Origin of the sequence: Hymenobacter sp. BT559 (assembly GCF_016427535.1) — a bacterium.
Taxonomy (GTDB): domain Bacteria; phylum Bacteroidota; class Bacteroidia; order Cytophagales; family Hymenobacteraceae; genus Hymenobacter.
In genome coordinates, this window is the sequence record NZ_JAELXV010000002.1 from 811,316 (window position 1) to 832,970 (window position 21,655).

Genomic DNA, 21,655 nt, shown 5'->3' on the forward strand with positions numbered 1-21,655 from the left:
GCAGTACCCGGCCGGGTACCGAAAGCTGGGAGGTACCAGTTTTCGGTACCCTGGCTGGCATCGCTGTTTTTCGGTTAGCTGTGTCTGGTAGCCAAGTAATGGTGTCGCAAGCCGTGGCAGTGCTGCAGGCCGCTGAGTTAGCACGCGCCCAGCGCTACCACCGCGCCGAAGACTACCACCGCTTTGTGCTGGGGCGGACGGCCCAGCGCTTGGTGCTAGGCGCATACTTAGGGTTGCCGCCAGCCAGCTTGCACTTCGAGCCGGGCGCTACTAAAAAGCCGCGCCTGCGCGAGGCCCCAGAGCTGCACTACAACGTATCGCACGCCGGCGACTGGGTACTACTGGCCGTAGCCGAGGCAGAGATAGGCATTGATGTAGAGCGCCTCGCCCCGCAGTTTGCTTTTCAAGAGGTGCTCGACTACAGCTTTAGTCCCGCCGAAAAAGTGTTCATTGAACGGAGTGCAGTGCCGAGCCAGGCGTTTTATCAACTTTGGACGCGTAAAGAGGCCTTCGTGAAAGCGACCGGGCAGGGCATCAACGCTGAGTTTGCCCAAGTGCCCGCACTGGATGGCCAGCACCGGCTAACTAGCTCCAGCCAGGTGCCTAGGTGGGAGGTTAGCACCTTTAACGTAGCGGCAGACTACATAGGCGCCTTGGCATACCCAGCGGCATTGCCCGGACCGCGGCAATTTTACGACTTAGGGAATGACGTGCTAAGCAACCTGTATGCGGGCGCCCAGCGCTAGTTTCGATGCAAGGCCAATCCTCAAATCCAAGCCCAGCCGCGGCGTCTTTCTACCACTTCTACCCCAAAATAGCGCAGGTAATGCACCAGTGGCTGCATACTCGGCAGTACCAGCGCGGTGAGAATAATGTCGCCCTGAGGCAGCGGCAGCCGCAGGTATTCATAAGGCCGCCAAAATACGCCGGGCCACCGGCAGCGGCTCCATTCCACTGGTCCGGGGCCGGGCCAACCCTGGCGGGCGGGGTCGTAGGCTAGCACGTCATCGAGCGCTACTTGTAAATGGCCCTTGGTTGGGTCAAAAACCAGTGTGGTAGCCGCATTGAGCGTGTAGTAACGCAAGTGCAGTAGTAAGGCTGGGGCAGCTAAGACAAGCACAGCCCCTAGCAGGCCCCAGGCCAGCCAGCGCTCGGCGGCTGTGGCGGCCAACAGGCCGGGGCCTGCGGCGGCCAGGCCAGCGCCTACTGCCAGCAGCGGCCACGCCAGCAGTGCCAACTGGCGGGTAGGGGTGGGGCGATAAACGGTGGTTTTCTTACTGAAAAGGCTAAGCACCCAGCGCACTAGCCCCAGCGCTACTACCAAGACCACGGCAGCTTCGAGCAGCGAGCGGAGAACTTTCATTGCCCCAAAATACGGGCATAGGCCGCACCGAAGGCCCGCCCTACTGCGGGGTAGCTATACTGAGACACCGCCCGTGCCCGTAGGCGGGCGGTGTCGAAGCGGCCAGCGGGGGCTGCCAGCACCTCGCGCAGGGCCTGGGCCAGAGCTACCTCATCGCCGGGCGGTACTAGTAGCCCTAGGCTGGGCTCGGGCAGCAACTCGGGTACGCCGCCCACGCTGGTAGCCACGGCGGGCAAGCCGCTAGCCTGCGCCTCGATGAGCACGCACGGCAGGTTTTCGTAGTTTGAAAACAAAACCAGACAGGCGGCGCGGCGCATCTCGGCCGCTACCTGGGCCGGGGGCAGCTTGCCCAGAAACGTGACTATACCCGTGTCCAATAGTCCCAGCTCCTGGGCTAGGCGGTGCAAGGCCGCCTCGGCCGGGCCGTAGCCTGCCACCCGCAGGCGCAGGCCTGGCTGGCTGTTCACTAGTTGGGCCACCGTGCGCAAAAGGCCGCCTAGGTTCTTGGCAGGCTCGTTAAAGGCGGCTACGTGCAGCAGGCCCCCGCGGCTACCTGGTTCGGTTGGCGGGCAAAATAGTTCGGTGTCAACTACGTTAGGGATGACGATGGTATGTGCATTGACGCCGCCTAGGGCCGCCAGCGCCCGCCCTAGGTCGGCCGAAACGGGCGTGAGCGCGACCGCCCGGCGCACTAGCTGGCCCACCAGCCAGCGCCTTAGCCACCCCAGCCGGCCTACATTGGCGGGTTGAAAAATCGTCCAATGCTCGGTGAGTACATAGGGCGTGTCGTGACGCCAACGCAGCCACCACGCCCACGCCGCTGGCCGAAATAGCACGTGTGCGTGCACTACCTCGGGCCGGGCGCCGCCCCAGTGGCGCCGCACCGCACGCAGGCCGCGCTGCTGGGCCAGCAGCCACAGCCCCAGCTTCAGCAGCCTGTCAAGGGGGGGGAGGCCAGTAGGGCGTGCCCGGTAGTAGTAGCGCCAGGTAGGCACCGGCCCACCTAGGTCAGCTTCCTCCACTAGCAATGTGGGAAGAGGGCCGCGTGCCACAGTAGCAAATACTACCGCGGCCTGCACCGGCCCGCCGTTCGCCGCGATGGCTGCCACATGCCGGGCTACAAAATCACCGTCCTGGTTGTCGTAGCGGTGCGGATACCACTTGGGCAGGTGCAGGATTCTTGGCAAGGGGCAGAGGCTAAATAGCAGTATGCAAAGTAATAGTATCCGTATAATTCAAACAGCCCGCTCTGGCCAGAGCGGGCTGTTTGATAAACTAGGCTAGCTGCTTCCTAGAACAGGTAGCGAACGCCCAATTGGCCCTGCCAGCGCGAGGCCAGTTGGTCGATGGAGTAGGTAGCCGGCGAGCTGTATGTGAAGGCTGGCCGGTTGTACTGGTTGGCGCTGTAGCTGGTCGAGAGGTTGCCGGCTGCGTCGGCAAAGGCCACTTGCGAGAGGCCAGTACCTAGAGTCGAGTTGAAGGTGTTGGGCACGAAGTACTGGCGGCCCCAGTTCTTGTTGAGCATATTGCCCACGTTCTGGATGTCGAACGAAATCTGGATGGTGTGGCGGGCCGGAATCTGGCCGGCTTCGTTAGCTTCTAGCTTGCCGAGCTTGGCCTCTACCATGAAGCGCACGTCGGCTTGGTTGTTCCAGGGCGTGCGGGCGGCATTGCGCTCGGCATACTGGCCGCGGCGATTCTTGAGGTAAGAGTCGTTGTCGATGAAGCTGCTGAGAGCCGCATACTGTGCGCCGCTGGCATCGAGGGCAAAGCCCGTGGGGTTTACGCTAGTAGCTACGCGGTTGACAAGGGTAATATCGGTAGCCGAGCCGGGAATGTAGGCGAGCTGCACGTTCTGCTGGCCGTTGCCCAAGAAGTTGTTGTTGTACACCCAAGTGTAAGGCGAGCCGCTGGCGTAAGTCAGGACCGAGGTAAAGTAGCCCGTGAAACGCTGACCTAGGCCGTGGTGCAGGTTAATGCTGGCTACCACGCGGTGACGCAGGTCAAAGTTGGAGTACGACAGAGCCGGGTCATTCACGTTCAGAGCTGGGTTCAGTTCCCAGTTGCTCTGGGGCGAGTTGCGGATACCGTTGCTGATGTCCTTGCTCACACCGTAGGTATAGGCGGCGCTCAGGTCTAGCAGGTTCACGAAGGTCTTGCCTACCGAGCCCGTAAGCTGGTAGCGGCGGCCTTGGTTAGTGTTGGTCAGCAGGAAGGCATTCGAGAAGGCCGTGTTCACCTTGGCATTGCCGCCGGCCGGGGCCGAGTAGCGCGGCGACTGGGTCGGGCCCTGGGCGAAGTAAGTAGCGTTGTCGGTCAGGTTAATATTCTGAAACTTCACGTCTTGCAGCACTTCCGTGTACAAGCCTTCTACCGAAGCCCGGAAGCCCATAGGCAGCTTGAAATCAACAGCCAGCGACGAGCGCCAGATTTGCGGCATCTTGAAGTCGGGGTCGATAAGGTTGATTTCGGTAGTATTCTGAGCTGAAGCCGGCAGCTGTGCATAAATCTGGTTAGGATTCTGGTTGAGCAGATACTTATTGCCGGCCGCCAGGTTGCCGCTGGTAGGTTGCAGGTTGTTGGCATCCACCGAGTTGTAGTTGATGCCGTTGTTGTAGTAGGCATATCCCAGCCACGCAAACGGAATGCGGCCCGTGAATAAACCCGTACCCCCGCGCACTACGATAGTGCCATCGCCCTTGGCGTCATAGTTGAAGCCCAGACGCGGCGACACTTGAATACGGCCCAGAATGTTGTTATTAAGGTCCGTCCAAGGCGTGTGCGAATACGTCTGGTTCAGGGTGCGGACGTCGTTCTGGGGGTTGTTTACTAAGGCCGTGTTCAGGGCTGGGGCCGTAGGCAACGAGGTGAGGTCAAAGCGGATACCGGGCGTGATTTTCAGGCGGTCAGTCACGTTCCACTCGTCCTGCAAGTAGGCTGAGTATAGGTTGACATTAAACGAAGCTGACGGGTTATTATAGTTGTACTCATAGCTATTATCGGTCTTGTTGTAAGTACCGCGAATACGCGTCGGCTGGTCGTTCAAAAACTGCGATACGCTGTTATACTCGATGCGGCCGTTCCAGGAGTTAATGAAGCCGTAGTCAATCTTGTACAGCTCGTTGTGGGTACCTAGGGTCAGCGTGTGGTTGCCCACGAAGTAGGTTAGGTTATCGGTAATTTCGAAGGTCTTGGTGCGGGTATTGAAGATGCTCGCCTCACGGTCAGAGCCCAGCAAAATCTGGTTCGAGCCGCGGTAGTACGAGCCTGAATACAGCGTGTTGTCGCCGGCTGAGGCGCCCACGTTATTAATCTGCACCGCCGGAAACAGGGTGCTCTGGCCACCCAGCAGCGAGCGGTAGTCGTGAATGTTGGTGTAGCCCAGAATAAGGTTGTTGGCAATCTTACTGCTGAAGTTCGATTTCACTTCCAGCACCGTCGAGTTTTGCAGGTTGTTCTGGTTGAAGTCCTGCGAGCCAAATTTGAACAAGCTGCCCGAGCGCTCTAGGTTAGTAGCGTCTGACTTTACATAGTTGTGGCGCAGCGCGATGCTCGTCTTTTCATCGAGGTTGAAGTCGAGGCGACCGAAGATTTTATCGCTGTTGGCGTGGATGTTATAGTTGTTGTACTCGCCTACGTTATAGCCGTAGGTGGTTTGCAGCTTGTTGGCGATGAGCTGGGCCAGGTCTTGCGACACCGGCGAGCCGGGCGTGCCTGCGCCGTAGAATTGCGGCTCTTGGCGGCGGGCTATTTCGCCGTTCACGAAGAAAAATAGCTTATTCTTTACGATGGGGCCACCTAGGCGGAAACCGGTCTGGTAGTCGTGGTAGCTGCTGCCAATGCGGTTGCGGTCGCCGTCGATGCTGCGGCCCGTAATATTTTGGTTGCGGCCGTAGCCGTACACCGAGCCGTGGAAGTCGTTGGTGCCCGAGCGCGTTACGGCGTTAATCGAGCCGCCCGTAAAGTTGCCCAGCTTCACGTCGAACGGCGCCACTGATGCTTGAATCTCCTGAATAGCGTCGAGCGAAATCGGGTTGGCGCGGGCCGACGAGCCCGGCAGGCCCGAGGTGCCGCCCTGCCCACCTAGGGAAGGCGAAAAGCCGATGGCGTCGTTGTTCACGGCACCATCCAGCGTGATGTTATTGTAGCGGAACGACGAGCCCGCAAACGAGTTATTCGAGTTGCGCGGGTCGAGGCGCGTAAAGTCTTGAATGCTGCGCGAAATAGTGGGCAGCTGCTGAATGGCTTCCTTGCCCACGTTGGTGCCCGCGCCGGTCTTGGTGGCCTGCGTGTTGCCCGTAATCACAACTTCATTCAGCGCCTGTGCCTCGGCAGCCAGCGTAAAGTTGAGGCGCGTGGTGTTGCCTAGGGTCAGGAATACACCGCTCACGGTCTGCGGCTTATATCCCACGTAAGTCACCGTCACGGTGTAGGGCCCGCCGGGCGCCAGGTTCGGGATGCTAAAGCGGCCGTCTACCTCGGTGCCAGTGCCGCGCTTGGTGCCGGTGGGCACATTGGTAGCCACAACGGTAACGCCGATGAGCTCTTCGTTCGTATCAGAAATGACCTTGCCGCTTATTGACGAGGTAGTGACCTGCGCCGAGGCCCAATGGGCAAGCAGCAGGAAGAGAAAAACGGCCAGTCGGGTTGCGGGCCGGCCTAGGGTAGGGGTGCGCATAGAAAGGGGGTTATGCCAATGCGCCTGCAAAGTTCCCCCACGGTATAAGCTAATTAAGGCTTCATAAATTATCAAATTATTGGTAATCAACAGAAGCTGTAATACTGGCGTAACATAGCCACCGCTGCTGTTGCCCCCAAGCGCACTCCTATATTAATAAGGTATGGCAAGGCTCACCAACCAACTGCTTCGGGGCGCAGTTATACTGTTTAACAAGTAAAACCACTCAGTCGCAGGGTAAATAGCCCTACTGGCCGTTAAAGGCCCTGGCGCAATAGCTTTGCCACTCACCTTTGTATCACCCAACGTTGCTCCTGGCGCCGCTGGCCCAGGCATCTCCCCGCTATGTTGCTATCCATGACCGGCTTCGGCCAGGCCCACCGCGAAACCGACCGCTATACCGCTACGGTAGAGCTGCGCTCGCTCAACTCCAAAACCCTCGACCTCACTCTGCGCCTACCGCGCTTTCTGCAAGCCCACGAACTCGACATCCGGCAGCAAATCACCAAAGCACTGCTGCGTGGCAAAGTTAATTTTAACCTCGATTTTGCGCGCACAACCACCACTGCCACGGTGGCCGTGCCGCTCAACCGCGAAGCCCTGCTGGCCGCTTTTCACGAGCTGCAAGCCGTGGCCCAGCACCTAGGCCTGCCCACCGGCGAAGACACCCTGCTGGCGGCCCTGCGCCTGCCCGGCGTTGTGCCAAGCGCGGCCGAGCAGGCGCAGGCTGCCCAAGCCGAAGCCGGCCCCGCCGATGAGCCCACCTGGGCCGAACTGCAACCGCTGCTTACCGAGGCGCTGGCCGCTATGCAACAGTTTCGCCACGACGAAGGCCAAACGCTTCAGGCCGAGATACTAAGCTACATCGCCACCATTCGGCAGCAACTGGCTGCCATCGAGCTGCACGACCCACAGCGTGTTGCGCACGTGCGCCAGCGCCTCGCGGCGCATTTGGCCGAGCTTGCTCAGCACGAGCAGTTCAATGCTACGCGCTTCGAGCAAGAGGTACTATACTATATAGAGAAGCTAGATATAGCCGAGGAGAAAGTGCGCCTAGCAGCTCATTTAAACTATTTCGAGTTAGCAATTCAGCAGCCCGATGAGGCAGTAGGCAAAAAGCTAGGCTTCCTGGCGCAGGAAATAGGCCGTGAAATCAATACGATAGGTTCGAAGGCCAATGATGCCACCGTACAGCACTTAGTAGTAGGCATGAAAGAGGAGTTGGAAAAAATCAAGGAGCAGCTCAACAACATTTTGTGATTACTACAAAAATATTTTTTGAAAAAAGTACTGCATCTTTCGGATTAGGTATTGCATATTTCTAATAAAATGAATGTTTTATAAATATGATTTATTGGGTTTTTATTAGATGCTTTACTTTATTAATCATTCATAAATAGTCTGTATATAAGCATTTTAATAAAATTAATTGTTAAGCTAAAATTTGATTTATCGAGCCTCCGGAGTCCTATTTCCTTGTGCAACGGAATTTGGATTTTGCTTGTAACTTAGATTCCACAAAGGACGAAGAGCTATTTCAACTCACTCACCCTCTTACTTTTTTACTTTTATGAAGTCACTCATACTAACTCTGCTGGTCTCGCTGTCGGGCCTGCTGATGGCAGCTCGGCCCGCTTCAGAAATCGAGCTGATAAAAAAGCGAGTGTTGAGCGAGCGCGTAGAAGTACTGATTCCGAAAGGCTTCGAACTGATGACCGAGCAGCAGATGGATTTCATCTACTCGCACGCTAGCAGCCGGCCTAGCGTAGTGTTCACCAACAACAACCTGGTGACGCTGTCCTTCAACTACTCTGACAATGAAGCCGACCAAGACATGGTCGATGTGTACCAAAGCAGCTTCTCCAAAACCTACCACAAGCAGTACAAGCAAACCACGTGGTTTGGTGAGGGTGTGAAGGAGGTTTCGGGCCGCAAAGTGGGCTACCTCGAATTTATGAAGCCGGAGATGGGCCACGAAGTTTATACGCTGGTGTTCTTCACCGACGTGCAAGGCAAGCTGCTCATCTGCACCTTTAACTGCGCCGACCGCCAGAAGCCCGAATGGGAGCCGCTGGCTAAGAAAATCTTGAACTCGTTGAAAGCCAACGGGTAAACGAGTTCCGCCTTCGGGCGGAAAGTGGGGGATACTTGTGACAGATTATTAGTGCATTAGGTTAGCGTTATAACAAGACTTATTCTATTATTTTATAAGAAAACCCCGGCCGGTTAGCGGTCGGGGTTTTTTAATGCCACGGTGGGTACCTAGGGCCGGGCGCCTAGGTCATCTAGAAAATCGCGCACCAGCCCAAACGCGCCCGCAAACCCTGCTAGCGATAGCGCGGCTGGTACATCGTGCACATCGTGGTAGGCTTGGCTGCCACCGCGGGTGTACAGAAAAAACGCTGGTACACCCGCTTCCGAGAAGGGAAAATGGTCGGAATTGGCGGCGCGGCCGCGGGCGGTGAGACGTGGCAGGTAGTGGTGCGCGTCGTTGAGAGCCATGAGGCGCTGGTAGGCGTGCTCGTATACTTTGCCATTGACTACGGTAGCACCTTCCTCACCGGTACCTAGGAGGTCGAGGTTGACCAAAAACTTGATGCGCGGCAGCGGCACTAGTGGGTGCGCCACAAAGTAGCGCGAGCCCACCAGCCCCGCTTCTTCGGCGCCGAATAGCAGAAACACGACCGAACAGGCCGGTTGGTTTTCGGGGCGGGCATAGTGGGAGGCTAGCTCCAATAGCAGCGCCACACCGCTGGCATTGTCATTGGCGCCTGAGAAGTAGGTCTTGCTGCCCATCATCCCTAGGTGGTCGTAGTGGGCCGATACTACCAGAAAGCTATCGGGCTGGGTACGGCCGCGGACGATTGCGGCGAGGTTCTGCGTCTGGTAGTTGCGCTTGAGTTCGGCGTCCACGCTAAGTGTAGCAGTGAAGGGAACAGCCGTATTGCTGATTTGAGCCAGTGGCCATTTGGAAGCCAGTACCTCTAGGTGAGGCTGCTTACCCTGCTGCGCAGCATGGAAGCGGTTAATTTATTGACCAATACAATGCGCGCCTCATACATTCTTTCCCATCTAGCCAGCAAATCAGCATTGCTAGGTGCAACTAATTGGCTTTCGGCACGTTGACTTAATACTAAGAATTGGTTCAGTTTTCGGTCTAAGTAGCCGGCCAATAATTCTCGTGCCTTGGCATCGCCTCCATGCAGGGCGGCGGTGTCGGCTGGGATAAGCGTGGCCGCCGTGATAGTAGTACTGGGCGATTCAGGTGAAACAATAAAATCGATGCCTGGCGTGAAAGATAAAGCAGGTACGGAAGACCGATTTTGGGAGCTAAGTCGTAGCTCCATCTTGCCCGGAAACGTATTCACGTCCAGCGTGAACGGCTGCGTAAAATCGAGGGCAAGCGGCTGTAGACCCAACTGGCGCAGCCGGCCACGTAAGTACGCGGCGGCTTTGTGCTCGCCACCTTGCACGTAGCCGCGCCCGTGCAGCTTCGGCGCCGCTAGTGCCTCAATAGTGCGGTGAGCGCGCCCTAGGTTGGGTGACTGGGCTTTGGCCGAGTGGGCAAAAAAAAGGCTGCTGCTCAAGAGCAGCAGCAGTACCAGCGGCGTGGCCACTTGGCGGCGCGACCACCAGTGCCAGCCTCCGCTAACCAGTAGCAGCGCCAGCGCGGCCCCTAGGCTATCGCCGACCAGGTCTGACCATTCGGCTTGGCGCCCCACCGCCATGAGGTATTGCAGAATCTCTATGAGTCCCCCAAATAGTACACTGCCGATGAGTACGGGCATGGCCGGCCGCTGCGCCAGCGCGGGCCAGCGACGCTGCTGCCGCAGGGCCACCCAGCTTAGCACGGCCAGCACGGCAAACACCCCGGCGTGGGCCGCGGTGTCGAAGGCTAGCAGCTTCCAGTCGGGAGTGTGGGGCATCTCCTTAGCCGGCGTGAGCGTGAGCACCAGCATAATGATGGCCCACAGCACGGGCGGCACGGCGTAAAATTTTCGGGAGGAAAGCTGGGTCATAAAGAATAGATACGGAGTAGCTGAGGCGAATAAGCGAAGAGAAGTTAAAAAAGAACGCCATGCCGAACGCGGAGCGTTCTGGGGCATGGCGTTCTGAAGCGGCGTAGGGCGGACCTAGGCGCCTACCAATTCGCTATAAGCTTCGGCGGTCATCAATTCGTCGATTTCGGCGGGGTTGCCAATAGACATTTTAATAATCCAGCCATCGCCGTAGGGGTCCGAGTTTACGGTTTCGGGGGCGTCGGCCAGCTTGGCGTTTACTTCGAGCACGGTGCCCGTGATGGGGCTGAACAGGTCAGAAACCGTCTTCACGGCCTCTACAGTGCCAAATACATCGTGCTGCGCGATGTCCTTATCTACGGTATCAACGTCCACGTACACAATATCGCCGAGCTCGCGCTGCGCGTGGTCGGTGATGCCGATGTACGCCACGTCGCCTTCGACGCGCAGCCATTCGTGGTCTTTGGTGTAGTGCAGGGTGGCGGGGAAATCCATGAGGTAAAAAGGGCGCTGAATAAATGAGTAAAGAAGAGGTGCGGCAAAAGTACGCCGCCGCGGGCAGTAGCCCTTGTTGAAAAATTGAGCAACGGCCACTTTACGCGTTTACACCGCGGCTATTGCAAGCTGTAGCGCAGCTGCAAGCCGCCTTCGGTGGTGGCGTTGCGGAAGGCATTGCTCACGCGGGGCTGCGTAATAGTTTGGGTGAAATAGAACTGGAGGTTGAGGCGGGCATTGAGCAGGTAGTCGACAGTGGGACGCAGCTGCACCGTGAGAGCACCATTGGTAATCTGCGAGGTTGGAATACCTACGTCGCCTTGTACGGCGGCTGCGCCGCCTAGCACGGCTGGAATGGGGTCTACTGAGTTCAGAATGCTGCGCTGAATAGTCGTGTTGTCACGAATGCTCAGGTCGAGGCGAGCCTGTAAGTTGTTTTTGAGCACGCGCTGCTCGCCGCCCACCCGGAAGGGCAGCCGCAAGCCAGTGGCCGCATAGCCAATGCCAATGGTGAGGTCGGTGGCGTGCACCTCGGTTACTTGGGCATTGGTGGTGTTCAAGGCCACGGCGCGGCTGGTAGCGTACTGCAAGCGGCCGGTTATATTGTTAACAGTCTGAAAGTTGATGCCGGCCAGCGGGGCCAGGCTTTCGAGGAAGCTGACCTGTCCCACCACGTAGTACGGCACGTACTGACCAGTGCTATTGACAACAAGGGGCACCAATGCGTTGGGTCCAAAATCGGGCTGGCGGCTGTAGCTGGTAGTAGTGGTGTAGCTACCTAGGGTATACACCGACGAATACAAGTGGTTGATAGTGAACGAACGAAACAAGTCGCGCATGCCCGGTAGCTCAGCGAAGGTGTTGTACTCGAGGCGCCAGTTGGGTAGTGGGAACATGCCAAAGGGATTGAAACGCTTAGCCTCGTAGCCATCCGACGATTTGCCGTGGTAGGCATCCAGGAAGCTCTGAATCAACACATCCTGCGAATTGAGGCTGTAGAGACCGGTAGTGGTACCAACCGCGGGCCTGGCCGGGTTAGCCGCCTGCAACTTGGCTTGCACGGCCGCACGGTTGGCCACGAAGCGGTCGAAGGCCTTACTAGTTTCGCCGTTGGCGCCTAGGTCACCAAAAAACGTTTGGATGGTGATAGTAGTGGCGCTGAATGAGCCTGTGCCTAGTGCTTGGACGGGAGCCTGTCTGAAATCACTAAAAGGCTGGAGGTAGCCAACTTCTTTATAGGCGATTGCTGACGTGTCTATTGCATTACGGTAGTATGACTCATCATTTTTGGTGCGCTGCCAGCGAGCATCAAGCTGGATGTTAAAGCCACGGAAGGGCTCTAGGGCAGTGCGGACTGCCACATTATCGGTCAGCAACGCGCTGTAAGCTGTGTTCAAGTATTGGCTCGACTGCGTATACCAACCCTTACTGACAGCTTCCTGGTAGAGCGAACTCAAGCTGTATTGCTGACCAAGAATGAAGGGAATGCCCGGCGCCAAGCCATCGAAGCTGCCATCGGTAAGGCCGAAGAAGCGCGTCCTAGGTAGGTAACCTGGCAGCAGCGTGCCATTAGAGTGAGCATAGGTAAAGTTGATACTGCGGGCGGTCATGATGGCGCGCAGGGCGGCCTTCACGAAGCGCAACGGGTCTTTGCGGGCCGTGTCGGGGGCAACTGGCTGCTGGGGGCGGCCAGGTGGCACTGGTGCGCCCGCCACCGGCTGGGCCGGCCGGGGGCGTGGGGCTGGCTGGGCATTATTGATGATGTTCAAAAACCGCACTTTGTTGTACAGCTTCACCAGGTCAATCTTGCCATTGGCCGTAAACTCAGCGTTGTTCTGCACCGTGTTGCCTAGGTTGATGGCTACAGTAGCAGTATCGGTCGGGTCTATTGTGCCATCAGCGAAGCGCATAGGGGTAGGGGTGCGGGCACGCAGGGCGGTAGAGGCGGCCTGCCAGGTGTAGTGCGCCGAGTAGCGCACATCGGCCGAGAGCCAGTCGGTAAGCGGAAACTTATCGAGCGGCAGGCGGTAGGTAGCCGAGATGGTTTGGTCGAAGTTGGTGGTGCGGCCGCCGCGTAGCAGGTTTTTCCACTGCTGCTCGCGGTTGGCGCGCGCCTCGGGGCTGTCGCCGATAGAGCGGCCGATGCCTTCGTCAATGACGCCGCGGTTATTAGCGGTGTAGTCGATGGCCAGCGCCTTGGTGATATCCCAGCGCAGGTCATACACCCTATTGATGTAAAACGACTTATAGAACACCCCCGGAATGCCGCCCGTGGTGGGCAGCGTGCCCGGCTCCAGCACACGCTGCAAGAAGCGCTCGTTGTAACGCCGGTCAAGGTCGGTGCGGAACGAGAAGCGACTGGGCAGCGGCGTGAAGTTGACTTCCTTAAAAATCTTGAGATAAGGATTGTCCAGCGCCTTGATAGTGCTCAGCGGCGTGAAGCTGCGCGGCGTGGTTTGGTAGATGTAGGCCAGCGCCGCCGTGTACGAGCGCGAGTAGTCGCGCTGAGTGTTAATGTCGGAGTGGGTGCGCTCGGTAATGGCGTAGCTCACGGCCACGTTCTCAATGTCCCAGGGGCGCACCTTGGTTTGGGAGGGGGCACGCTCCTTGCGCACATTCAGCACCGAGATGCTGCGGCTGGTGGTGCGGTCTACTACTAGCTGCTTATACTCGGCCTTGGCCTCAGCGGTCTGAAACTTGAGCAGGCTTTGCTCGAGCTTGGTATCGGGGTCGAGGGGGTCATACTGCGGGGTGCTGACCTGCGTGCTGGCCTGCACCAGCACGGGCACCTTCAGGCGCAGAGCGGGCGGCAAAAACTTATCAACCGCCACCGTAGCGTTGAGGTCGCCGCGCACGATATCGTTGGTCGAGCGGGCCTGAGCCTTGTCTTGCAGGCCGCCGAAGCCCACGCCCACAAACGACCCCGTAGCCGTGATATTAGCCAGGTCGGCCAGCTTCACATTCAGGCGGGCGTTGGCGGCCCAGCCACCTTGGTTTTCAAAGTCAAAGACCCGAAACTCATCGGCCCACAAGCAGAAGGTTTTTGAGCTAGTGTTGCCGGCCTTCACGGGGTTAAGCACGCCTATCATGCAGCCTTGCACCGCCGAAAAATCAGGGTTGCCTAGGATGGTAATGTAGGCCGTTTTGCCACTAGGTAGCAGCACTTTCTTTATATAAGGCAGCGTAAGCGGCCAGCCACGCTGGTTGCGCTCGGCCTTAGCGTCGATAAAATCCTGAAAGGCGATGTCTACGTTGTTGCTTTCGGGCCACACGTCGGTCTGAGCCGTTTGGCCGGCCGTCGTGAATGTCAGGGGCAGCGAGTACTCGTAGTAGTTCTGGGTGTAGTCGGTACCGATGCGTAGGAAAGCCCGCACACTGTCGCCTTCCTGCATGCTGCTCAGCGTGTTGGGGTCCTGCGAGTCGGCGTGGAGGTACATGCGCAAGCGCTTGTAGCGCAGCATGTTGATGCTGATGTTTTTGTAAGCCGCTTTGCCATAGCCATCGCGTAGCTCTTCTACGCACAGGCGCAAGCTCTGCTCGTTTTGCTGGCGCGATACCGATGACGAACCATACTCAATGTCACGCGTGATGCCGGGCGGCTGCACATAGGGAATAGCGCCGCTGCTGGCAGCCGTGGTCAAGCCGTTTTCCTCTACGCTTACCGTCGACACGTTGAACGCCCGCGCATCGGTTATCTGCGAAGTCAAGCCGACACTGGGGTCGGAAATGCGGCTCAGGAAGCGGCGCCACTGGTTGGCCACGAACTGCGGTTGCACCATGCGCAGCACCACCGGCTGCTGCCAGCCGGTGAGGTACATGCGCATGAAGCGAATGTTTTTGAAATCATTCGCCCCCCGGTTGCCTTGAATGCCGGTGTACTCGCGCACTGGAATGCGAAACTGATAGTACGTCACCGTTTCGCCCGTAATTGTTCCCGTAGTGTTGGTGACGGGGGCTTCTACTTTGTCAATAATGTAGTTTTCCCCGATGTTGAGCCTGCCTGGACGCAATTCCATGCTGTACTCGTAATACTGCTCCGAGTCTTGCACCACGTTGTCGCGGTTCAGGTCTTCTTTGTCGGGATAGGCCGTGGAGCTGAGCTGCGAGTTCTCAGGCGAGTTGCCTTCGTAGTTGTCGTAGTCTTTGTAGCGACCTAGGAGCTGGACGTTGTTCTGGGTATAGAACGGGTCAAGGTGGTGGCGGAAGTCGTCGGCCGCCGGGTCATCAAACGCGTCAAAACCTCCCGGCTTGCCATTCCAAAAAACCTTTTCATCGACGTTGCCGAAGCCATCGAGGCCCACATCTTGCAGAGCACGGGCGCCCGCTGCAGCATTGAACGCATCAGTCAAGAACTGCTGCGTAGTCACGCGGCCCCAGGCGGTAGGTTCTGTATTTTGGGCTGGGTCAGGGTCGGCTGGGGTAGGCAGGCCATTCTCAAACTCGTGGCGGTTGCCGTCTTTCAGCGCATCTTCACTCACGTTGCCTAGGTTCAGAATAAACCGGCCACCGGGGTTTGTATCTGCATAATAGGGCGTGCTAGAAGCCGGGTCATCTATCCGGGTAAGTTCCCGGTTGCTGGCCTTTGCGAAGGGGTCCAGCATCCAGAATTCTAGGTATTCAATGTTAGCGTTATCGAAATCTGTGTCAAACGTAATACCCCGCGAAATGCCGCCGAAGCGGCTAGCGTTGGCAGCTGGTGTGGTGTTGGCAAAGCGGCGGCCAGTACGGTCTCCGGCGTCAAGTCCGGTCGAGAAGTTATAAGGGCCGCGCTCGCTAGGGTAGTAGGCTAAGTCGAAGCTGTACTCGTAGCCGTTGCCGGTAGCCCCTAGGTCCTTATTAGGAAATATCTCATTGCGAGGTATGCCCCGGGTGTAGAAGTTGCTGAGCGTGGCCGCCGCAATACCCGATGTGCCGTTGCCACCGGTGTAGTAGCTCTGGTCGATGGTGTACCAGGCTAGCTTGCCACGCTGGTAATTACTGGCCAGCCCAGTAGCCGAGCCCAGAATGGGCGCGGGCGTGGCGGCCAGGCGCCAGGCCGGCACCGATGCCAGGCCCCCTAGGGTATAAGGCGTGCGGGCATTCTCGAAGTCGTCGATGTAGCTCACGCCGTTTTCGCCGCGCCCCAGTTGGGCCCGGCCAGCAATGAGCTTGGCCACTTCACCCGTAAAAGCCACTGTCGAAATCTCCTTGGTCGACACAATGGGCAGCATATCCACCAGCTTGGTCAGCACCCGGCTGTCTTTGCGGAAGCTCACGTCGCCGCCCAGCATGGTATTGTTGGCCGGCTCGTCGCCGATATTCACGCGGTTGATGCCGGGGGCCTGGTTTTCCAGGATGTGCATGGCCGTGAAGCCAAACAGGGCGTCCTTGTTGGCGGCGTAGTCGAGGCGGGTGCCCACCAGCTTACGCGGCTGCACCTGCACTAGGGCGTTTTTCTCAAAGGCTACCCGCAGCTCGTTGGCCGCGCTCAGGTAGGCAGGGTTGAGGACCTTGACTTTAGCCTGGTCATAGAACACCTGGTAGTCCACGCCCTCGGTCAGCAGCGTGCTACCCGAGTACACCTTCACCGAGCCCTGCGCCACCCCAATGCCGGGCAGGCTGATTTCGTCGGAGCCCGCCGCACCCTGAAAGCGCCCACGTAGGAAAAATTTGTCTTTTACCTGTTGCTGCTGTGCGTCGCTCTGCGTTTGGGTATAAAGCGCTTGGTACACATACTTCTGCACCAGCGCCCGCTCGGAGGCCGCTATCGTAGCATTGGTATTAGCCGTGTCGAACTGCGCCCGCAGGTAGGAACCAAACGGCTGCACGCTAGGGAATATTATCTTCCCTAGCTCCGGGTCAATGGTGATGCCCGGGAAAAAGTCAAAGTTGCCGTCGGCGTTGCGGTCGTTGTTGGCATTCACCCGGTCTAGCCCCAGCACCTGTATCAGCGGCGTATTCTGAATGCGCGCGCCTTCCTTCAGCGAAATCAAGTCTACGCCGGTGGCGTCGTCCTTGTAAATAATCTGAAGGTTAAAGTTGTCGCGGTTGAGTTGCGAGGCGTTCAGGGAATAGATGTTTTTCATCATCAAATCCCAGGCTGGCGTGTTGCGGGTGCGTAAGTTCGGGTTGAACTGGTTGAAATTGAGGCTCCTGTCATCGTAGGCTACGGTGCCCACACCAGGGTTGGTCGCCTTCAGCAGTTTCAGGAAGATTACCTGGTCCTGCGCTACGTTGCTGTACTCGTTTATCGTTTCGCCCACCGTGTAGGTAGTGCCGTTGTAGATGTACGAGTAGCTGACGCCCAGCACTTGGTCGGGCAGCAGGGCAGTATTGAGGTTAATATAGCCGAGCTGCGGATTGAAAGTGTACTCGCTGGGGGCCAGCTTGCGGGCGCGTACCCGCTCGTAGTCGAGGTTTTTAATCAGCGCTACCGTGCCCTGCGGGGTGGGCAGGCTACCTAGGTACTGCTCCACGTTCAGATTGTCGCGGGCAGCCGCGCCACCATTCAGCAGCGCATTATACAGCGAGTTGCCGGGGTTGCGAGCAAAGGGCGCCCCCCCCACAGTCTGGTTGAAGAACTGCGAGCGCAGCGTACGGTCGCGCCGGGGCTCGCCTAGGTCCATGAGGGCCACCACGTTGCGCAGGTTGTCGGTAGTGCGGTTGTCGTTGGTCACATACACCTCGAGGCGGGTGATGGTGATACCGCTCTGCACCGTGGGCAAGCCACGCAGGTTCTGGTCGTACTGGTCGCGGAAGTACTGGGCCAGAAAGAAGTGTCGGTCGCGCTCATACTGGCTGGCTTTCAGCTCGTAGGTGCGGCTTTGGGCACCGTTTTGCACCCGCACCTCGTCGGCCGAGCCGCGCAGCGTGGCCGCCACCGCCGTCACGCCCAGGCGCCCAAATTGCAGCTGGGTCTTGATACCGAACAAGTTAGAGCCACCCGTTATCAGCGAGTTGTTCAGGGGCATGCTTACGTTACCTAGGTCCAGTTTGCGCAAGATGTCGGTGGGCTGCCCCACGTAGTCGAACTTCATCTGGTTGTCGAAGTCGAACGCCGCCTTGGTATCGTAGTTGAACGTGAGCTTGAGCTTGGTACCGACCGTACCGCTCAAATTCAAGTTCATGTTCTGCTCAAATATGAAGTCGCCTACGCTCTGCTGGCGTAGGGTCAGGGCCGGGTTGCGGTTGGTGTTGAAGCGCGCGCCGGCCTTGAGCGTGAGCGAACCCGCTGGCCTAATGTCGATATAGCGCCCGCCAAAAATGCGGTCGGCTACCGGCCCGATGTCAATCTTCGGAATCAGCCGCTGGGCCTGGGCTGAGCCGGGCTGAGCCCCGGTGCCCGCCACGCCGCCCTGGCTGCGCAGGCGGTAGTAGTCGTTGATGGCCTGCCGCTCCTGAAACCGCAGTAGCTCCTCGCGCGTGATTTCGGTAGGGTCGCGGTAGTCGATGTCGGTGCCTACGGTTTCGCGCACGTCGTAGCGCTTCAGGCTGTCGTCGGGCGTCACCTTCACTTGCACGCTCTTGGGCAGGGGCAGCACCAGCGGCGAGCGCCGCCGCTGCGGCGAGAAGCGACTGCCCGGCCGGTCCTGGGTACGCACCCGCGGCCGCCGACTGGGGCGGTAGCGGCCAGTGTCGGCCGGTACAGTTTGAGTGGGCAAGCCCTGCATAGGCAACCCTAGCTGGCCCGCCCACGTAAACACCCCAACTGCTACGCGCGAGTGCCCCGCCGCCCCGGCCGAGCCCGCCCACGCCGCTGCCATAAACACCGACGAGACCAGTGTGGTCGTCAGGATGGTGGCAGGCGTAAGTAATTTATAACCAGCAGATAGTAGAGACTTCAAGCAGATACAAGGGTTCGGCCTGCCCTACCTAGGTAGGTGTCGCCGGGTTTAAGTATATAAAGCTAACAACCTAGGTAGCAGTTGTTGCTACTACCTAGGCTTGGGATACTAGTAGCTGCCGGGCCGCTGACTTAGTGCGATTTCAGGGCAAATTTGATTAGCTCTTCCACGCTCAAGTCGTTGCCGTGCTTGTGCTGAATCTGGTCGAGCGTCTTCTCAGCGGCCGCCCGGGCAAACCCCAGCATCACCAAGGCTTGCAACGCTTCTTGGCGCTGGGTATTGTGCTGGCGGGCCAGCGGCACGGTGTCTACGCCAGCCTTGGCTAGGAGCTCGTCTTTGCGCAGCTTGTCGCGTAGGTCCAGTATCACGCGCTGCGCCGTTTTGGGCCCTACGCCCTTGATACTTTGAATGGCGCGCACGTCCTCATTCACGATGGCCTGGCGAATCTCGCCCACGCCCATGCTGCTCACCATGATGATGCCCGTACCCGGCCCGATACCCGACACCGAAATGAGGTGCAGAAACAGCGCCTTCTCGTTGGGGTCGAGAAAGCCGTAGAGCGTCTGCCCATCCTCCTTGATGTGCTGGTAGGTATAGACCTTCACTTTCTCGTCTTCAGCCGGCAGCTTGGAGTAAGTAGCCAGCGAAATTTTAACTTCGTAGCCCACGCCGCCAGCGTCAATGATGGCTTGGGTGGGGTCTTTGTAGGCAAGTTTACCGTCTAGGTAGGCTATCATAGCAGAGAATACTGGCGGCGGACCGCCGAGGGAAAGTTGCCCGCCACGCCTAAGTATGGCCTGGCAAGCGGTTCTTGGCTTTGTACTATCAAAAATAAGCCCTAGGCGACCAAATACTAGCAAGGCGGCCCGAAAGCAAGCTGTCTGCTTTCGGGCCGCCTTAATAAAATAGTAAAACGGGGTTGTCTACGGCTGGCCTACAAGGCCTTACCGCCACGCTGGGCATCGGCCACCGCAATGGCCGTCATGTTCACAATCTCGCGCACACTAGCGCCAAGCTGCAGAATGTGTACGGGCTTGCGCATGCCCATCAGAATAGGCCCGATTACCTCGGCACCGCCAATTTCCTGCAGCACTTTGTAGGCAATGTTACCCGATTCTACGTTCGGGAAAATCAGCGTGTTGGCGCCGCGCTCGGCCAGCGGCGAGAAGCCGTACTGCTCGCGCAGCAGCTCAGGATTGAGAGCTACGTTAGCTTGCATTTCGCCATCGATGAGCAAGTCGGGATAACGCTCTTTGGCCAGGGCTGTGGCGGTGCGCATCTTGTCGGGCAGCACACCCGAGTTCGAGCCAAAGTTGGAGTACGAGATGGCCGCCACGCGGGGCTCGGTGTCAAAAAACCGCACGGCCCGCGCCGTTAGACCAATGATGCCCACGAGCTCCTCAGCGGTAGGGTTGATGTTCACCGTGGTGTCAGCGAAGAAGAACGGCCCGCGGCGGTTTTGGATGATGTACATCGAGGCCACCCGGCTCACGCCCTCGGCCGGCCCGATTACTTGCAGCGCCGGCACAATGCTTTTGCCATAGTCTTTGGTAAAGCCAGTGATGCAGGCATCTGCTGCGCCGGTTTCGACCATCATGGCAGCGTAGTAGTTGCGCTCGCGCATCAGGCGCTTGCCCTCGTAGAGCGTGATGCCCCGGCGCTGGCGCTTCTGGTAAAATAGCTCGGCGTACTCGTGGCGCGTGGCTTCTTCCTGCAGAATATCAATGATTTCGCAGCCTTCCAGGTCAATATTGTTCTCGTGAGCAATGGCCTGAATACGGTCGAGCGGCCCCAGCAAAATGGGGTGGGCGATGTTCTCGTCGCGCACAATCTGCGCTGCCTTGATAATCTTGTAGTTGTCAGCCTCGGCAAATACCACGCGGCGCGGCCCTGAGCGGGCTGCCGACGTAATGCGGTTCATCAGCTTCTGGTTGACCCCTAGGCGAGCGCGCAGCTCGTCTTCGTAGGCCTGCCAATCGGTGATGTCGCGGCGGGCTACGCCGCTTTCCATAGCCGCCTTGGCCACGGCCGGAGACAGCGTAGTGATAAGGCGCGGGTCGAGGGGCTTCGGAATGAGGTAGGCGCGGCCGAAAGCCAGCGTGTTATCGCCATAGGCTTTGTTCACCATGTCGGGCACCGGCTCCTTGCTCAGCTCGGCCAGGGCATGCACGGCCGCTAGCTTCATCGCCTCGTTGATTTCGGTAGCGCGCACGTCCAAGGCTCCCCGGAAAATGTAGGGAAAACCCAACACGTTGTTTACCTGGTTGGGGTGGTCCGAGCGGCCCGTGGCCATAATCAGGTCGGGCCGAGTGCTCATGGCTAGGTCGTAGCCAATTTCGGGGTCGGGGTTAGCCAGCGCGAACACGATGGGGTTGTCGGCCATCGTCAGCAGCAGCTCGGGCGGCAGCACGTTGGCCGCAGACAGACCTAGGAACACGTCGGCCCCTTGCAGCGCCTCAGCCATTGTGCTGATGGGCCGGTGCGTGGCAAAGCGCATCTGCATGTCGGCCAAGTTGGTGCGGCCGGGATTAATAATGCCGTCTTTGTCAAAGACAACCACGTTTTCGAGCTTCACACCCAGCTCTAGATATAGACGCAGACACGAAACTGCCGCTGCCCCCGCGCCGCTCACCACCAGCTGAATCTCGTCTATCTTCTTGCCCACGATTTCCAGCGCGTTCAGCAGGGCCGCCGACGTGATGATGGCTGTGCCATGCTGGTCGTCGTGCATCAGCGGAATGTTCATTTTCTCCCGCAGCTCGGTTTCGATGCGGAAGCACTCCGGCGCCTTGATATCCTCCAGGTTGATGCCGCCAAACGTGGGCTCCAGGGCCTTCACGATGCGTATAAACTCGTCGGGGTCTTGCGCGTCAATCTCAATATCAAAGCAATCAATACCCGCAAACTTCTTGAACAGTACGCCTTTGCCTTCCATCACGGGCTTCGACGCTGCCGGCCCAATGTTACCTAGGCCGAGCACGGCCGTGCCGTTAGAGATAACCGCCACTAGGTTGCCTTTGGCGGTGTACTTGTATACATCGTCAGGATTTTTGGCGATTTCCTTGCAGGGTTCGGCTACGCCCGGCGAGTAGGCCAGCGCTAGGTCGAGCTGGGTGCTCACGGGCTTGGTGGGTACTACCTCGATTTTGCCCTGGGGGCTAAGCTCGTGGTAGGCGAGCGCGTCTTGCGGATTGATTTTGAGCATGGTGGGAAGTTAGACCAAACAGAAACGGCCGCGAACCAATCGCGGCCGTTCGGCAAAATTACACTTTATTCG

Annotated in this window: 12 protein-coding genes; 3 read left to right on the forward strand and 9 right to left on the reverse strand. The window is 58.3% G+C overall.

The genetic code is table 11. The features are described from left to right. The first annotated feature begins 80 nt into the window (after positions 1-80). Entirely contained in the window at positions 81-746 is a 666-nt protein-coding gene (locus JAO77_RS09980; RefSeq protein ID WP_198990203.1) for a 4'-phosphopantetheinyl transferase family protein, read from the forward strand. Positions 747-766: 20 nt separating this feature from the next. Here JAO77_RS09980 and JAO77_RS09985 read toward each other — a convergent pair whose 3' ends face one another. From JAO77_RS09985 to JAO77_RS09995, 3 genes are all read right to left on the reverse strand, one after another. Further along, complete coding sequence (locus JAO77_RS09985) at positions 767-1,363, reverse strand: PH domain-containing protein (RefSeq protein ID WP_198990204.1); 597 nt, start codon at positions 1,361-1,363, stop codon at positions 767-769. Further along, the gene (locus JAO77_RS09990) at positions 1,360-2,550 is read right to left on the reverse strand and encodes a glycosyltransferase (RefSeq protein WP_198990205.1); all 1,191 of its coding nucleotides are present in this window, start codon (positions 2,548-2,550) and stop codon (positions 1,360-1,362) included. The genes JAO77_RS09985 and JAO77_RS09990 overlap by 4 nt, the downstream gene beginning before the upstream one ends. Before the next feature lie 104 nt (positions 2,551-2,654). Further along, positions 2,655-6,041 (reverse strand): TonB-dependent receptor, encoded by a 3,387-nt coding sequence (locus JAO77_RS09995; protein ID WP_198990206.1) that lies wholly within the window; start codon positions 6,039-6,041, stop codon positions 2,655-2,657. A gap of 345 nt (positions 6,042-6,386) precedes the next feature. Here JAO77_RS09995 and JAO77_RS10000 point away from each other — a divergent pair, with 345 nt between their 5' ends. Together JAO77_RS10000 and JAO77_RS10005 are read left to right on the forward strand one after the other, a co-directional pair. Next, positions 6,387-7,301 (forward strand): YicC/YloC family endoribonuclease, encoded by a 915-nt coding sequence (locus JAO77_RS10000; RefSeq protein WP_198990207.1) that lies wholly within the window; start codon positions 6,387-6,389, stop codon positions 7,299-7,301. A gap of 310 nt (positions 7,302-7,611) precedes the next feature. Continuing rightward, the gene (locus JAO77_RS10005; protein ID WP_198990208.1) at positions 7,612-8,154 is read left to right on the forward strand and encodes a hypothetical protein; all 543 of its coding nucleotides are present in this window, start codon (positions 7,612-7,614) and stop codon (positions 8,152-8,154) included. 149 nt (positions 8,155-8,303) lie between these two features. Here the strand turns inward: JAO77_RS10005 and JAO77_RS10010 are convergent, their stop codons facing one another. The 6 genes from JAO77_RS10010 to JAO77_RS10035 all read right to left on the reverse strand — a co-directional run bounded on the left by JAO77_RS10010 (position 8,304) and on the right by JAO77_RS10035 (position 21,583). Then, positions 8,304-8,954, reverse strand: a complete 651-nt coding sequence (locus tag JAO77_RS10010; RefSeq protein ID WP_370550020.1) for a M28 family metallopeptidase — start codon at positions 8,952-8,954, stop codon at positions 8,304-8,306. 71 nt (positions 8,955-9,025) lie between these two features. Beyond that, on the reverse strand, positions 9,026-10,060 hold the full coding sequence (locus JAO77_RS10015) for a VanZ family protein (RefSeq protein WP_198990209.1): 1,035 nt from the start codon (positions 10,058-10,060) through the stop codon (positions 9,026-9,028). Between the two features lie 114 nt (positions 10,061-10,174). Continuing rightward, the gene (gene gcvH / locus JAO77_RS10020) at positions 10,175-10,555 is read right to left on the reverse strand and encodes a glycine cleavage system protein GcvH (protein ID WP_198990210.1); all 381 of its coding nucleotides are present in this window, start codon (positions 10,553-10,555) and stop codon (positions 10,175-10,177) included. Positions 10,556-10,674: 119 nt separating this feature from the next. Then, on the reverse strand, positions 10,675-18,378 hold the full coding sequence (gene sov / locus JAO77_RS10025) for a T9SS outer membrane translocon Sov/SprA (protein WP_235998341.1): 7,704 nt from the start codon (positions 18,376-18,378) through the stop codon (positions 10,675-10,677). Positions 18,379-18,509: 131 nt separating this feature from the next. Beyond that, positions 18,510-19,115: a Holliday junction branch migration protein RuvA gene (gene ruvA, locus JAO77_RS10030; RefSeq protein ID WP_198990211.1), complete on the reverse strand. Its 606-nt coding sequence runs from the start codon at positions 19,113-19,115 to the stop codon at positions 18,510-18,512. A 197-nt stretch (positions 19,116-19,312) separates the two neighbouring features. Beyond that, complete coding sequence (locus JAO77_RS10035) at positions 19,313-21,583, reverse strand: NADP-dependent malic enzyme (protein ID WP_198990212.1); 2,271 nt, start codon at positions 21,581-21,583, stop codon at positions 19,313-19,315. Between the last annotated feature and the right edge of the window lie 72 nt (positions 21,584-21,655).